We start from the raw sequence: 14,734 nt of genomic DNA, 5'->3' as shown, positions 1-14,734 counted from the left end.
AAGTTTCCCCTTTCCCCACGGAGTCCCGATGGCTGCAGCCCTTGCCCTTTTCTTCAAACTTATACCGCTCTATGTGACGGTCGCCCTGGGTTGGGTAGCCGGTCGTTATCTTGAGGCCAGTGGTCGTCATATCGCCGGTATCATGCTCTATATCGTCACACCGTCAGTGGTGTTTTCCGGGGTTATGGCCGCGCCGCTTTCTCCCGAAGTTATCCTGCTGCCCTTTCTGGTATTCGGAATCTCTTCTGTTCTGGGAATTGTGCAATTAAAGCTGGCAAGGCGGGTTCTCTCCGACGGCAGTGCCAACATCATTCCCCTGTGTGTGGGTTCCGGTAACACCGGGTACTTCGGTGTGCCGGTGGCATTGTTGCTTTTCGGGGAAGAAGGGCTTGGGCTTTATATTGTGTGCATGCTGGGCACCACGCTGTTCGAGAACTCCGTGGGCTTCTATCTGGCGGCGAGAGGGCGCTACAGCATCAAGGATGCGCTCTGGCGGGTGCTGAAGCTCCCGTCGGTATACGCCTTCCTGACGGCAGTCTTCCTGAATCTGGCGGGTGTTGGTATTCCCGATATCTTTGTGCCGCTGTTCGAGAACCTGCGCGGTGCCTACAGCATTCTGGGCATGATGATCATCGGCATGAGCATCACCAGCTTTCGCGGCCTGGCGGGCAATGTCCGTTTTACCGCACTGGCGTTTTTCGGGAAGTTCGTTATCTGGCCATTGGTGGCGATCGTGTTCTGGTGGCTTGATTCAGCGATTCTGGGCATTTATGAACCGGCCGTGCACAAGGCCATGTTCCTAATTTCGATCACGCCGATTGCCGCGAATACTGTGGTCATTGCCACCCTGTTGGATACCTCGCCAAGGCAGGCAGCGGGTACCGTATTGCTTACCACGCTGTTTGCCCTGGCGTTTATCCCGGTGATGATCTCACTGGCTTTCTAGCGGCTGCTTGACGGTGTTGCCGCCGGCTGCGCTTCGCTGGCCCTGGCTTCTGCGATATCGCTGCGGGCATGGCGCACCACACTGATGCCGGCTGTTATTGCCAGTGTCCCCATGATCGCGGCAACGATCAGGTCGGGCCAGGCAGTTCCGGTTCCGAACACACCGAGGGCAGCTACCATAACGGCGATGTTGCTGATGGCATCGTTCCGGCTGCACAGCCAGACCGAGCGCATGTCGGAATCGCCTTCACGGAATTTGAATAGTATTGCGGCCACGCTCACGTTGGCGGCAAGTGCCAGCAGACCAACCGCTCCCATGGTCAGCGGCTCTGGTGTAATGCCTGCCTGCACCACCCAGACTGCCCGGGCCCAGACGACCAGGCCGAACACCGTCATAGTAATGCCTTTGACCATGGCAGCGCGTCCGCGCCAGAGCATACCCATGGAGAGTACTGTGAGGGATAGAATGTAGTTGGCGCTGTCGCCGAAGAAGTCGATGGCATCCGCCATCAGCGAGACCGAGCCGGATGACAGGCTGGCGATGCCTTCCACTACGAACATGGCCAGGTTCACCCACAAGGCAATCCATAACGCTTTGCGAAAGCCCGGGGCAGGGGATTTGGGTTCGGGTGCGGAGCAACTGCACGCCATAAAGACCTCCTTGGTTCAGATAGTCTTATTGAAAACCCTGTAGTAGCTACAGGGTCAAGTTTCTTTGAGAATATTTCATCCAGACGTCGCTCCTGAAACGGCTAAAAAGGCGATTCAAAAATATGGGAGCAGTTTGATGATTGGGTATCGAGTTGTTTTCTCAGTGCTCTCAGGGTCCCCGTATAAGAGCGCTTGACATATACGAAGGAACTGGCCAATCTCTGTCCAAATAATCATAAAAGCCGATTTCGGTGGGCCAGTTATGCTTGGAAACACCTTCCCAACGGCAGGATTTGATCGCTGGATCAGTGATGTAAACCAGATCTGCGGGCCTTTTTCGGCAGAACCTCTCGAACAGGAATTCTCCGGAAACATAAGCAAAATGGGCTCCAGCGCACTGGATATGTCTCACGTTACCATCCGTGGCGCGCAGCTTGTTCGTGGCCGAAGTGAAATCCGTCGTTGTGTCACTCCAGAATTCTTCTGTGTGTTCCAGCTTCGCGGAAAGTCGCGGGTTGAGCAGGCTGGCAATGGGTCCATTCTCCAGGCAGGGGATATTGTCCTGGTAGATTCCGCTCTTCCGTTCAGCTTTACCTATGATAATGAATCTGAGCAGATCTCCCTGATCCTGCCACGCGCGATCATAGAGCGGACACTGAACGTGTCAGGCATTGAGCTTGGTGTTCGCATTCCCTCCGATAGCCATATAGCCCGAGTCGCCAATCTGTTGATTAGCGGAGCAGCTGATTACGACAGTCTCGATGAGGAAGAAGGCGCCGCGATCATTGACTCATTGATCATGCTGATCAAACCCTCCGTGATCCGCAGCGTAGGGCAGAACAGTCCCAGTGAGCGCATATTTCTGCAAGCTGCCTCGTACATAAGGGAAAATATTGGTGAGTCCGAGCTGAGCGCGCGGATGGTAGCAAACACCACCGGAACCTCGGTTCGCGGACTTTACCGGGCGTTTTCAGCCCGATCCTTGACTGTATCCGGGTATATCCGAACCCAGCGACTGGAAATGTGTGCTGATTACCTTAAGACATCCAAAGGCAAAGTGAATCTCACCGAAGTCGGGTACCGTTTCGGCTTTGCCAGCCCCAGTGCCTTTTCTACTGCTTTCAGGCAGCACTTTGGGGTGACACCCTCAAGCTTCTGCCAGGGCCGTATGTCCTGAAAAAGGGGAGCTGTCAGGCCGTTGAGTCTGGCAGCTCCCGAAAGGCGCAGTGTCGCCGACGCTTTATTTCTTGATGCTGATGACTCTGGGCTGGGTGACCGCTTTCAGCCCTTCCAGACCGAACTCGACCCCATAGCCAGACGCTTTATTGCCACCAAAAGGCACCATGGGATGGATGGCGCCATGCTGGTTGATCCAGACGGTCCCGGCTTCCACCCTCAGGGCAACGGACTCCGCTTCGGCCGGCCTGTTGGCCCAGATCGAGGCACCAAGGGCAGCTGACAGGCCGTTGGCGGACGCGACTGCGTCGTCCAGGTTCTTATAACGGACGATGGGCAGAGCGGGACCGAACTGTTCCTCATCCACCAGCCTTTGCCCATCCTGGATGTTGCCCACCAGGGTTACCGGCAGGAAGTAGCCCGTTTCCGGGACATCGCCGAACTCCATGACATCGCAGCCATTGGCCCGGGCATCCTCGACCAGCTCTTTCACCTTGCTGTACTGCATCTTGTTCTGGAGCGGTCCGACCAGATTGTTCTCGTTCATGCCGTCGCCAATGGGCATCTGGCGGGCAAGGTCGCTGAGGGCCACAACCACCTGGTCGTAGTCGTTTTCGTGGACATACAACCGCTTGATGCAGGCGCAGGTCTGCCCCATGTTCAGGAAGGCGCCCCAGAAAAGCCCTTCTGCGATGGCCTTGGCGTCTGTGCCGGGAACAACGATGGCGGGGTCATTGCCGCCAAGCTCCAACGTGATCGGCGCGAGGTTTCGCGAGGAGGCTTCGATAATACGTCGGCCGGTCGACTCGCTACCCGTGAACATGATCTTGTCGATGTCGGGATGGCTGGTCAGCGCGGTGCCGATACGGCCATCGCCGGAGACGGTATTGAGCACACCGGCAGGCAAGACCTGATTGATCAGCCGGACCATTTCCAGAGTTGCAATGGGCGTGTATTCGGATGGCTTCAGGACCACGGTATTGCCCATACGGATGGCCGGAATGATCTGCCAGATGGCGATCATCAGTGGCCAGTTCCAGGGAGCAATCGCCGCCACTACGCCCAACGGAACACGGTGTAATACATCCTTGCGTTCTTCATCCTCGTGGACGGTTTCCGGGGGCAGTGCCAGTGCCGCTGGCACCTGTGTCCAGCCTACGCACGCCTGCATCTCGAAGCGGGAACCCGGGCCAGACAAAGGTTTGCCCTGTTCGCGTGTGATCAGTTCGGCCAGGTATTCCGAGTTATCCTGAAGTACCTGGGCTACCCGTGTAACTGTCTCCTGACGCTCTTGATCACTGGTGTTCGCCCAGATTTTCTGTGCTTTGCGTGCCGCAATGACGGCGTCGTTCACATCCTGCTCGCTGCTCAGAGGCGCTAACCCCAGAGAATCACCAGTGGCGGGATTGAAGATTTCCTGGTGATCGGCTGCTTCAACCGCTTTGCCATTCACCAGATTCGTAAAGGTTTGCATAACAATGCGCTCCCAAATGTGTTCGTTAGAGCCAGACTGAGGATCCGTTACAACTGCCCATGGTTTGGTCCTTGGGCAGCGTCTCCGGCACGGCTGATGGAGATGGATCAGAACGGAACAATGGCAATGATTTGAGCGTAAGCGTTGGTGTCGTTACTGCCGATCTGGCTGCCACCCTCGGCGGCGCTGCTGTCAGGCATATAGAAGCCAACGAGAGGGCTGATGATCAGATGTGGCGCTGCCACCCATTCGGCGTAGATATCCACTTCCTGAGCGTTCAGATTCCCTGTACCGCCTGCGGTGTCGGTGAAGTCAAAGAAGAGTGCGCCGATACTGAGTGTTTCCGACGGGGCTGCCTTCAGGCTCACGTGATGGACGGAGGCGTCGGAGTTGAACGGCCCGGCGTAGTTGGCTGCGACCTCACCCTGAAACCAGGTGCCGTAGCCCCGGTTGAAACCGAAGAACAGAGGATCGAAACCCTCATCAAAGCTCGAGTATCGGTAGTTGACGCTGGGTGACCAGGGAGTCTCGCTGAAGGTCCAGCCGGCTTCGGCGTACCACGCTCTGGCATTATCGTCAGAGCCTTCTCCGGCTTCCTGATTGACAAATTCAGCGGACAGGAACAGATTTTCGACACCCGCATTGCCTTGATAGCGGAGGCTGGTGGTTTGTTGCCCGTCTCTAGATCCATACCCGAGAATGGGAGCAAAGGTGTCATCAACGTCCAGCCCTTCGATGTAAGCCAGCCCAAAGGTACCTTGAGGGGTTACATACTCGGTATTTAAGCCTGCCAGCTCCATTTCCGCCTGGGCTTTGTTGTCAGAGGCCAGCCAGAACAGGTCGGCGCGCAGGCCGTCCGAGCCTCCGATACGGGCAATCGCGGTCTGGTCAAATGCCTTGCGGGCTGCAAGCCAGTAGGCGCCTCCCCGGTCAAAGTCCAGTCCACCGCCATTCAAAGCATCGCCAAAGTTCAGAGCATCACTATTGATCAGGAAACCGTCGCCAATAGTGAACTGCTGACGCCCGACGGAAACATCCAGGCCGTCCTCTCCGAGCGCAGGAATCAGTGTGCCGGAGCGCCAACCGAGGTAGGCATCTTCCAGATCGGTTTCGCGCTCGTTACCGGACGTAATGCCTCCGGCATCGCCATCGCCCCAGGTGCCTGAGGAAACCAGATTAACTGCACCGTAAACCTGGCTGCCGGAACCAACACTCTGGCTGCCAGAGAGCCCGTACTTGATGTAACCCTCCTGCCACTGTGATTCACCGGCTTGTGATTTGGCGCCAAGGTTGTAGGTCTCCTGGCTGGAGAAGACACCCAGAGCCGCTTCGATATCTACGTTCAGTTCCGTACCATTCTGGTCGTAAAAATTGTAGGCCGAAACCGGTGCCGATAGTCCGGCTACAGCCAGACATAGAATACTTTTCATGAAATGCTGATTTTTCATCTCTTCTGATTCCCGTATCTCTGTTTTTTGTGATCAGGCTTCCCTGCCTCGATGGTTCCCGGTTTGAGCGAATCAGTTCTCCGGCGTCTGTTGCTTGGGCAGATTCAGGGTCGGGGTCTGATCAAAGAAGTTCCAAGGCTTGAGCATCGAGTGGACGTACTCGGTCGGCATGATGGGCCACTCCTCAGCTCTGGCGACGTGGGTGGCACCGGTTGTCATCCAGAGCACGGTATCGACGTTTTCGATCGACTCGTCATCCGCCACAAAGGTTTTCAGGCCAGTATCGGTTTTGGCCCGGTTCGGATATTTGCCTTCCGGAAAGCGCTCCTCAGGTTTGTACTGAGTGACCCAGATCTGCTTATCCATGAAGCTCACGCGCTTATACAGCCACTCGTCTTCGCTGAATAACGCACCCTTGGCGATGGGATGAGTGCCTCCAGCAAACGGAATGATCTGGTAGCCAACCGGGTAGCCCATGCGGTTTTCTTTGTTGGGGTTGGTCATCAGGCGAACGGTTGACGGATCGAACTTCTGAACCGAATCCTGTTCCGTCGATACCACGCGTTCTTTGGTGATCATGACGCTCTTGCGAGGCCCTCCATCGGTGTTTTCAGCAACAACCGGATCGATTTCCCTGAGGCTGTTCTGCTCACCGTCAACATCCAGATCCAGGCGGAAGTTGTAGATGTGCTGGTGGGTGGTGCCCACAATGTTGTGGTCGATCAGGGTGCCGTAGCGAGTATCTTCTTCGGCAGTTTCGTCATGGATGGTCCGCGATTTCACGGCTTTCACCGCTTCGATACCCGACGCTCCGACGGTCAGCTGGATATTGCCATTGGCCATGAAGATCCAGTCGAACATGTAGTCGTAGTTGCCGATGGTGCTCACCCAACGAACAACCAGTTCCCGGCGTTCGCGGCTTTCATTGCCCGGGCTGCTGCCCAGCATTTCCGTGTGCTTGAATTCCGGCCCGGCGTAGCGCTCGAAGACTGCAATCGCGTTTGGAATGGTAAAGGGCTCGCCACCGTTATCTACCAGGGTCGCCGGCAGCAAAGTAGCGTTATTGGGAGTATCGACGCCGCCGACCAGAGGCGAAGTGAGGTTGCCCATCCCGTAATCGCCGGAGTCCAGGTAGGACTTGAAGTACCAGCCCACGTCAGGATCGCCGTAGGGCACGATCATGCCACCCAGTGACCCCTCGTACATGATCTTCCGTTTCTCGCCCTGGTCGTCATAGGTAAGAGTGGAAATGACGGGGCCAACCCGGGAATTCAGCTTGAGATGGAAGTTCCAGTTCTGCCACTGAATGGTATTGCCGGACATGGAGACATTGGATCCCTCTGGCTGCACCACCATCAGAGGTTTTACGTCGGCAATGTTTTCCTGATTCCGTCCATCGTAGGGGCGGGGTGCCATTGGTACCGGTATAACGCCATCGTCCTCGATCTTGAGAATGCTCTTTTTCTCAAGGTCCACCACCGCTACCAGGTTTTCGATCGGATGTGCCCAGTAGTTACCGTCGCCAATGTCGAGGTAAGACACGACTTTCAAAAGCTTTAACTCGTGCTCAAGGCCGTCGTCTCCACCGAAGTAGCCCACGGTCAGGGGCGTGGCGACCACGTTTTCAACGTTTTCGATGCCTCGTTTTTTCAGTGCTTTCTTATAGGCCTCGCTGTTCGAGACAATCTTCTGAACCGCCAGGAAGTCATCGAACGTCACCATGCCGTGGGCATCTTCAATGTGCTCCCAGGCAACAACGGACTCAGAGTCGAGATCAACAGTGCCCTCATAGACTTTCCGGCCATCCACGACCGTGAAAATGGCCTGGCGTGAAAAATCGTGGCCTGCACCAAAGGACCATTCCCAGACTTTTTCTTTGCTGGGGTCGGCAAGTCGTATTTGCGTGAAGCGGATGGTGTCCTTCCAGTATTTGGAAGCTTTTACAGCGCCCGCGGCTCTGGTGATCTCGTCTGTCGACAGTGGGTCCAGTGGGTGGGTTTTATTGCCAATGCTAACGTTTTGGGAAACCTGGCCTGCGAACAGGTCGTGGGCAAAGCTGCGCTCTACGAGTACTTCGCCGTCCTGCATTTTTACCGGAGCGGACAGTTCAATTTCATCACCGTTCAAATACGCCGTCGTCTCTCCCAGAGGCACCCGGATTTTCCTGTCTCCGGACACAATTAACAGTTCGCTTTTGTCGTCACTGAGTTGATAGCTGGCACCCGATGAATTCAGTGCTTTCGCGATGGGCATATAATCCGCAGAACCGCCGTGCGCCAGAGCCGTTGGACTGGCAACGAACAACGACGAGGCCAACGCGACCGAGAGTGCGAGTTTATTTTTGTACATAATGACTCCTGACTAGGTTTGCTTTGTGCGTGAGAAACAGTTCAGCGGAGCTGACAATGCCAGCCCTTCTGTCCGGGGGTGGGCGGACGCAGCCGTGCTTCTGTAAGGCATAGGAATATCATTTCCGGGCAGCATAGACTTTTGAATAGCTGCCAGAGTTTTTTCGAACTCTGCCGGCGGGAGCTTTGGAGGGATTATTTTGCCCGGGAGACTAGGTCTGAGGGCGTAAAGGCAATTCAGGAATTGCCCGGCCCATGGGTGCGGGGAACGTGGTTGTGGCGGTCTTCGGGCTCTGGAGTCTCCAGCTCCGTGCTAAGCCCGCCAAGAATGCCGCATTCGCGCACAGTGCGCCCATCGGTACAGGCTTTTTGAAGCTGCTCGAGAGTTTCTTCAAGGCTCGCCAGCTCCTTCAGCCGTTCGCGCACGTGATTCAGATGGCGAGCCAGCAAGGCATCGACTTCGCTGCAATCCGCTTCCGGTTGCTCGGCCAGCCGGATCAGCTCGCGGATCTCGTCCTGGGCCATGTCCAGGTTGCGGCAGCGTTTGATAAAGAGGAGGCGGTCCAGATGAGCATTGCGGTAAGAGCGGTAGCCACTGTTGTCCCTGTCCGGTTCCGGTAGCAAACCGATTTTTTCGTAGTAGCGGATGGTTTCAACAGGAATGGCCGTTGTCTTTGCAAGTTCACCGATTTTCACTGCCTTTCCCCCCGGTAGTACCCGGAAAATGGACCGTTGCCTTGAACCCTCCGGTCGAACCGGAGCTGAAATTCAGGGTACCACCATAGCGGTCCGTAATCTCCCGCACGATGGACAGCCCCAGGCCGTGCCCCGGCGTTTGTTCGTCCAGACGCAGCCCGCGGGCGCCGAGGGTGTCCAGCGCGTCGGGAGGAATTCCGGGGCCATCGTCCGCAACAGTGATGGTAAATCCTTTCCCATCCTCTTGCAGGCCAAGTTCAACGAATCTGGCGGACCACTTGCCGGCGTTGTCCAGAAGGTTGCCCAACACCTCGTTCAGGTCGTGCTCTTCGATGGGCCAGCGCCGTTCTTCGGTCAGTACGGTCGACATTTCAAAAGATTTTACCGGATACAGCCGGCCGAGCATCCAGAGAAGGTCCCGGGCCTGTTTCAGAGGGTAGGCGCTTTTGCCAACCTGTGGACCAGCGAACCGGCTGCGTCGCATTTCAGCTTCAAGTTGTCTGTCGATATCATCGAGCCTGCCCGCCATTTGTTGTCTGAGGTCGTTGAGGAGGGGGCGGTCGGTATCTTCCAGAATCTGGCGAACGGCAGCGATGGGCGTTTTAACACTGTGGGAGAGATTCGCCAGCGCATCCCGGGAACGCTCCAGCCGCTGGTCCAGGGAGTCGAGTAACTGGTTGAGTTGCAGTACCAGAGGTTGGAACTCCTCGGGGGCGCTGACATCAATCCGCGATATCTCGCCGTCCTGCAGCCGCTTTAATGCGGCCTTGAGGCTCACCACGGGGCGCATGGACAGGTTGATGCCCAGCCAGAGTACGCCAACCAACAGCAGGATCAGCAGCAGGGAAACAACGGCTGTCCAGGCGTGAAGTTCAGCCTGGCTGCGGCTCAGGGCACCAAGGTCTTCGGAAACGATCACCACGATGGGCTGGTCGTCCACGTGAAAGGACTTCCTGTAGGCAAGGATATCCGAAGGCGCCTCCGCAATTTCGGCGCCACTGACGCGCAGTGTACCTTCCTCGCCGGACTCCACCAGTGGCATCAACAGCGGTGCCCAATTCTCGGGAGAGATGATGGTCTGGGTGTCGGAATGGATAGCGAATGCGTGGTGAAAAACTTCCTGGAAATAATCACCGGTCTGAAGGGTGTCCAGCCGACCACTGGAATCACGAATCTGGTGTTCCAGAAAGGCGACTTCGTCTTTGAGCCGGGTTTCCACAAATTGGCGGGACATCCGGTCAAGTAGGAGCCCGTGCACCAGCCATGCGAGAGCCATCAGAAGAATGCCGGCCGGAAGCAGCAGTGCCAGTAGGGTTCCTTTGACCGATACCGGTTTTTTAAACCAGATCATTAAACAGGTACCCCTGGCCGCGTCGTGTCGAGATGGTGTCGGTGCCGACCAGTTTCCGGAGTCTCCGGATGTAGGCTTCAATGACGTTTTCGCTGGGGTTGTCGTTCAGGCTGTATAGTTGCTCCATAAGCTGTTCTTTCGAGAAAACATGCCCTGGCCGGCTCATCAGGCAACGCAACAAGCGGAACTCGGTTCCAGTGAGGCTGTGTTCCGTGCCATCGGCCAGTCTCAGGCTTTGGCGATTCTCGTCCAGTTCGAAATGGCCGGCCTTTACCAGTGAATGCACACGCCCCTCGCTCCGGCGAATGATGGCATTCAGCCGTGCAATCAGCTCTTCGGTCTGGAACGGTTTGGCCAGGTAATCATCGGCCCCGGCCTTGAGACCGTTCACTTTGTCCTGCCAGTCACCCCGGGCGGTCAGAATCAGGACCGGAAAGCTGATGCCGCGCGTTCGCCATTTCCGAAGCACGTCCAGACCATTTCCGTCCGGCAGCCCGAGGTCCAGAACCACGGCGCGATATTCCTCGTGATCGGCCAGCGCCGACGCTTCTCTGGCGGTGAAGGTGGTATCCACGCTGAATCCCGCCTTTTCCAGTTGGCTGGTTAGCCCGTCCGCAAGCAGGCGGTCATCTTCGACGAGCAGTAAACGCATGTGTGTCCCCTTCCTACAGGTATTGCAGAGCGTGCCAGTGTCGCGCTTTTTCCTGAACCCAGCCTGAACACTAAATAATTGGTCATTTTCAGAAAGGATTCAGGTTGGTGCGCGATGGTATTCATCGTTTCTGGATATTGCTCAAGTTTCGAAGCAAGCCATGGGTAATTTGATCCTCATTATTCCACAGGAGTAAATAAGATGAACGCATCCGCATTTCTGGTTGCCGCCGCAGCCATGACCATGTCAGCAACGGTTTTTGCAGCCGGTGCCCATAGTGGTGGCCACGGGGGTGGCAGCGGGGAGCCGGGCAAGGCCTCCGAAGTCAGCCGAACCATCAACGTCGAAATGCACGATAACTATTACGAGCCTGAATCTATCGAGGTCAATCCGGGTGAAACAGTTCGTTTTGTCGTCGTAAACAAGGGCAATCTGGTTCACGAATTCAATATCGGCACTCCCGACATGCATGAGGCCCATCAGGAAGAAATGATGATGATGGTTGAACATGGCGTTATTCAGGGCGGCACGCTCAATCACGACATGATGGAAATGGATATGGGCGACGGCCACTCCATGAAACACGATGATCCCAACAGTGTTCTTCTCGAGCCGGGCAAGAGTAAAGAGATCGTCTGGAAGTTCTCCGAGCAAGGCAACATCGAATTTGCCTGCAATGTTCCGGGGCATTACCAGGCCGGTATGTACGGGGACGTGAACTTCAACTGATCCTTCCAGACAACCACGTAGTCGAGAGTAGTCAACCATGAAGAAATCCTTTCTGGCAGGCCTTGCGGCCCTGCTGATGCCGGCGTTCGTCCTGGCCGGTGAATACAACCTGACAGTGGATCGGGTCCAGATTGATACCGGCGATTTTGTCAAAGAGGGCATTGGCTATAACGGGGAATCCCCGGGGCCGGTTCTGCGTTTCAAGCAGGGCGAAGAGGTGACGATTAATGTCACCAACAATCTTGATGAAATGACCTCCATCCATTGGCATGGACTCATTCTGCCGTATCAGCAGGATGGCGTGCCCGGTATCAGTTTTCCGGGGATCCAGCCGGGAGAAACCTTTACCTACCGTTTCCCTATACAGCAGGCGGGCACCTATTGGTTTCACAGTCACTCCGGTTTTCAGGAGCCGGACGGTGCTTACGGTGCCATTATTATCGAACCCGAGGGGCGTGAGCCGTTCCGCTACGACCGCGAGTACGTGGTTCAGTTGACCGACAAACATCCCCACTCCGGTGACCGCATCATGCGCAACCTGAAGATGATGCCTGACTACTACAACCGTCAGCAGCAGACCGTGGGTGAGTTTTTCTCCGATGCCTCCGAGCACGGTTTCATGAATACCCTGAAGGATCGTATGGCCTGGGGTGGCATGCGAATGATGAAGGCGGATGTCGAGGATCTGCAGGGATTCACGGCTTTGATCAACGGTAAGGGCCCGGATCAGAACTGGACGGGCATTTTTGAGCCCGGAGAGAGAATCCGGCTGCGCTTTATCAACTCGTCGGCAATGACCTACTTCGATATCCGTATCCCCGGTTTGAACATGACCGTGGTGCAGGCCGACGGCAACAATGTTCAGCCCGTTAATGTGGACGAATTCCGCATCGGCGTTGCGGAAACCTATGATGTCATCGTCCGTCCCCGGGATGAGCAGGCGTACACCATCTTTGCCGAGTCCATGGGCCGTTCCGGGTTCGCCAGGGCGACACTGGCTCCAGAAGAGGGTATGGAGGGCGTGGTCCCCGAATTGCGGGAGCCCGCACGGTTGACCATGGCTGATATGGCCGGCATGCACGGCATGGATCATGGAAGCATGGAGATGGCCGAATCTGCCGATATGTCGGGCATGGATCACTCCGCCATGGAAAGTAAGGAACAGTCAGATATGGCCGGAATGGATCATTCAAGCATGGCGGGCATGGATCACAGTGGCATGATGATGTCCGGGAACGGAGCCAGCGATCCTTTCTATGCTGAAGGCAGTGGTATCGTTCCGGTGGCCGCAAATGGAGGTAAATTCCTCTCCTACGCGGATCTCAGAGCGCAGAATCCGCTGTACGAGGACCGTGAGCCGACCCGTGAGATCGAGCTGAAGCTCACCGGCAACATGGAGCGCTATACCTGGAGTATTAATGGCGTGAAATACGAGGACGCCGATCCCATCCGTCTTCAGTATGGAGAGCGAGTCCGCTTCAAGTTTGTGAACGAAACCATGATGACCCACCCCATGCACCTGCACGGTATGTGGTCCATTCTGGATGTTGGGGCTGATCAGTGGAATCCCATCAAGCACACCATCAGTGTTCAGCCTGGCACCACGGTCTATATGGAAACCGAGGTGGACGAGCCCGGGCAGTGGGCCTTCCACTGTCATCTGTCCTATCACGCGGCCGCTGGTATGTTCCGGAAGGTTATAGTTGAGGGTGGTCCCGACTCGACGCAGGCCAAGACCGACGCTGTCGCTGGCAACGGAGGTGAGGCATGAGCAGCGTTCGATTCATGACTCTGGGGCTCTTGAGTTCACTGCTGTTGCCGACCACGGTAACCGCTCAGGAAATGATGGAGGACACCACCGCCCGGAAGCAGGCCCTGACAACCTGGGGCGTCCAGTTCGAAGAGTTCGAGTATCGTTACAGTGACGACGATGAGGAGCTTGGAGTCTGGAATGCCGATATTTTCTACGGCACCGACGAACTGAGATTTCGCTGGCTGACCAAGGGTGAGTATGAAATCGAAGAACAGGCATACGAGAGTCTGGAAAACCAGCTCGTTGCACAGACTCCCATCTCCAAGTTCTTTGATGCCAAAGCAGGCGTTCGATTCGATACCCCCGAGGGACCGGATCGCACCTATGCTGTTATTGGGCTTACCGGCCTGGCACCGCAGTGGTTTGAAGTGGATGCAAGCCTGTACGTCAGTGACGAGGGCGATACCTCGGCCGAGTTCGATGCTGAGTACGAGCTGCTGCTGACCAATCATTTGATTCTCTCGGCGGCGCTGGATGCCACCGTGGCATTCAGTGAGGACCGGGAGATTGGCCTGGGCAAAGGGCTGAGCTCTACCGAAACGGGCCTCAGATTGAGCTACGATCTGATTGACCGGGCTTTCTCGCCCTACGTGGGTGTGGTGCATGAACGGAAATACGGCGATACCGCAGATCTGGCGAAAGCCGAGGGTGGAAGCACGGAAGACTGGTTTGCGGTGGTTGGTGCGCGAATCGCTTTCTGATCTTTCGGATAGCGTGCCGGGGCAGAACTCACCCCGGCACACTCACGCCTCAGAGCACTTTCTTCAACTGGCCATAGTCTCCGCCAGTGCGCAGTACCAGAGTGATGTTATTGTCGTTACGGTTCCGGAAGAACCACCCGTGGTCGCCGGTAAAGGCGGCCTCAAGCTCTCCTTCATCTTCAGGAACACCTCGTCCTTTCTCGTACGAGATGGATTGGCCGCTGCCGTTGCCGTGGGTGTCGTAGTTGATAGGGCCGCCCTCAGACGCCCAGGAGAACCGGGCCACAGCCCCTTCTTCCATGGTGAGTTTGAATTCGGTTCCCTCGCCCGGCGTCAGCACCACACGCACTTCATCCTGCCATTTCGGCTCCGCAGCTTCTGGTACAGGTGCTGGCTCTGGTTCCGCAGCCGTGATCTCTGCTTCGGGCGCAGAGACCGATTCCTCTGCAGGCTCGGACATGACAGGCTCCGCGACTTCCTGAGGCTCTTGTGCGGTCGACGATTGAACGGCAACCATCTCGGCCTCCGCGTCGGCGGCGGCTTCCTCGGCCAACTGTTCCTTGATTTCACCCATTTCGGTCAAGCCCAGCAGTTGTCCGGCTCCGGTCGGATCGAGCGCGTACTCCGCAGGCATGACAACGGTAACCAGAAGCACCAGCGCTACGATAGCCGCAAGAATGGTTGATCGAATCAGTTTCGCGGTGCTTGGCAGTTCTTCTCGATTAGGTATGTCGGTGTTGTACATAAAAG

13 protein-coding genes are annotated in these 14,734 nt (G+C 56.3%); 5 read left to right on the top strand and 8 right to left on the bottom strand.

Annotated elements, in window-relative coordinates:
• The first annotated feature begins 28 nt into the window (after positions 1-28).
• The gene (locus tag ACO06L_RS09690; RefSeq protein WP_202347892.1) at positions 29-946 is read left to right on the top strand and encodes an AEC family transporter; all 918 of its coding nucleotides are present in this window, start codon (positions 29-31) and stop codon (positions 944-946) included.
• Here ACO06L_RS09690 and ACO06L_RS09685 read toward each other — a convergent pair.
• Positions 943-1,596, bottom strand: coding sequence for a cation transporter (locus ACO06L_RS09685; RefSeq protein WP_202347891.1), 654 nt, complete (start codon positions 1,594-1,596; stop codon positions 943-945). The two genes, ACO06L_RS09690 and ACO06L_RS09685, sit on opposite strands and share 4 nt — an antisense overlap.
• A gap of 262 nt (positions 1,597-1,858) precedes the next feature.
• Between ACO06L_RS09685 and feaR the strand changes: the two genes are divergently transcribed.
• Positions 1,859-2,773, top strand: a complete 915-nt coding sequence (feaR, locus tag ACO06L_RS09680) for a transcriptional regulator FeaR (RefSeq protein ID WP_202347890.1) — start codon at positions 1,859-1,861, stop codon at positions 2,771-2,773.
• Positions 2,774-2,836: 63 nt separating this feature from the next.
• On the opposite strand, the gene ACO06L_RS09675 is transcribed toward feaR, so the two are convergent.
• From ACO06L_RS09675 to ACO06L_RS09650, 6 genes are all read right to left on the bottom strand, one after another.
• On the bottom strand, positions 2,837-4,246 hold the full coding sequence (locus ACO06L_RS09675) for an aldehyde dehydrogenase family protein (RefSeq protein WP_202347889.1): 1,410 nt from the start codon (positions 4,244-4,246) through the stop codon (positions 2,837-2,839).
• Between the two features lie 107 nt (positions 4,247-4,353).
• A complete protein-coding gene (locus ACO06L_RS09670) occupies positions 4,354-5,694 on the bottom strand; it encodes a hypothetical protein (RefSeq protein ID WP_202347888.1) in 1,341 nt (446 codons plus the stop codon).
• Positions 5,695-5,766: 72 nt separating this feature from the next.
• Positions 5,767-8,043: a stalk domain-containing protein gene (locus ACO06L_RS09665; protein ID WP_202347887.1), complete on the bottom strand. Its 2,277-nt coding sequence runs from the start codon at positions 8,041-8,043 to the stop codon at positions 5,767-5,769.
• Between the two features lie 236 nt (positions 8,044-8,279).
• Entirely contained in the window at positions 8,280-8,738 is a 459-nt protein-coding gene (cadR, locus tag ACO06L_RS09660; RefSeq protein WP_202347886.1) for a Cd(II)/Pb(II)-responsive transcriptional regulator, read from the bottom strand.
• Positions 8,725-10,089, bottom strand: coding sequence for a sensor histidine kinase (locus ACO06L_RS09655; RefSeq protein ID WP_202347885.1), 1,365 nt, complete (start codon positions 10,087-10,089; stop codon positions 8,725-8,727). The genes cadR and ACO06L_RS09655 overlap by 14 nt, the downstream gene beginning before the upstream one ends.
• Entirely contained in the window at positions 10,076-10,741 is a 666-nt protein-coding gene (locus ACO06L_RS09650) for a response regulator (protein ID WP_202347884.1), read from the bottom strand. Before ACO06L_RS09650 ends, ACO06L_RS09655 begins: the two co-directional genes overlap by 14 nt.
• A gap of 201 nt (positions 10,742-10,942) precedes the next feature.
• On the opposite strand from ACO06L_RS09650, the gene ACO06L_RS09645 reads away from it, so the two are divergent.
• Genes ACO06L_RS09645 through ACO06L_RS09635 form a run of 3 tightly spaced genes read left to right on the top strand, consistent with a single transcriptional unit; the run spans position 10,943 to position 13,984 of the window.
• The gene (locus ACO06L_RS09645) at positions 10,943-11,470 is read left to right on the top strand and encodes a cupredoxin domain-containing protein (RefSeq protein ID WP_064227592.1); all 528 of its coding nucleotides are present in this window, start codon (positions 10,943-10,945) and stop codon (positions 11,468-11,470) included.
• A 37-nt stretch (positions 11,471-11,507) separates the two neighbouring features.
• The gene (locus ACO06L_RS09640; RefSeq protein WP_202347883.1) at positions 11,508-13,241 is read left to right on the top strand and encodes a copper resistance system multicopper oxidase; all 1,734 of its coding nucleotides are present in this window, start codon (positions 11,508-11,510) and stop codon (positions 13,239-13,241) included.
• A complete protein-coding gene (locus tag ACO06L_RS09635) occupies positions 13,238-13,984 on the top strand; it encodes a copper resistance protein B (protein WP_202347882.1) in 747 nt (248 codons plus the stop codon). Before ACO06L_RS09640 ends, ACO06L_RS09635 begins: the two co-directional genes overlap by 4 nt.
• A gap of 49 nt (positions 13,985-14,033) precedes the next feature.
• Here ACO06L_RS09635 and ACO06L_RS09630 read toward each other — a convergent pair whose 3' ends face one another.
• Positions 14,034-14,729, bottom strand: a complete 696-nt coding sequence (locus ACO06L_RS09630) for an SPOR domain-containing protein (RefSeq protein ID WP_202347881.1) — start codon at positions 14,727-14,729, stop codon at positions 14,034-14,036.
• Positions 14,730-14,734 lie beyond the last annotated feature (5 nt).

The sequence above is a fragment of the Marinobacter sp. genome (genome assembly GCF_965229985.1).
Lineage (GTDB): Bacteria > Pseudomonadota > Gammaproteobacteria > Pseudomonadales > Oleiphilaceae > Marinobacter.
The sequence above is the reverse complement of the archived record's forward strand: the minus strand, read 5'-3'. Positions and strand labels throughout refer to the sequence as shown.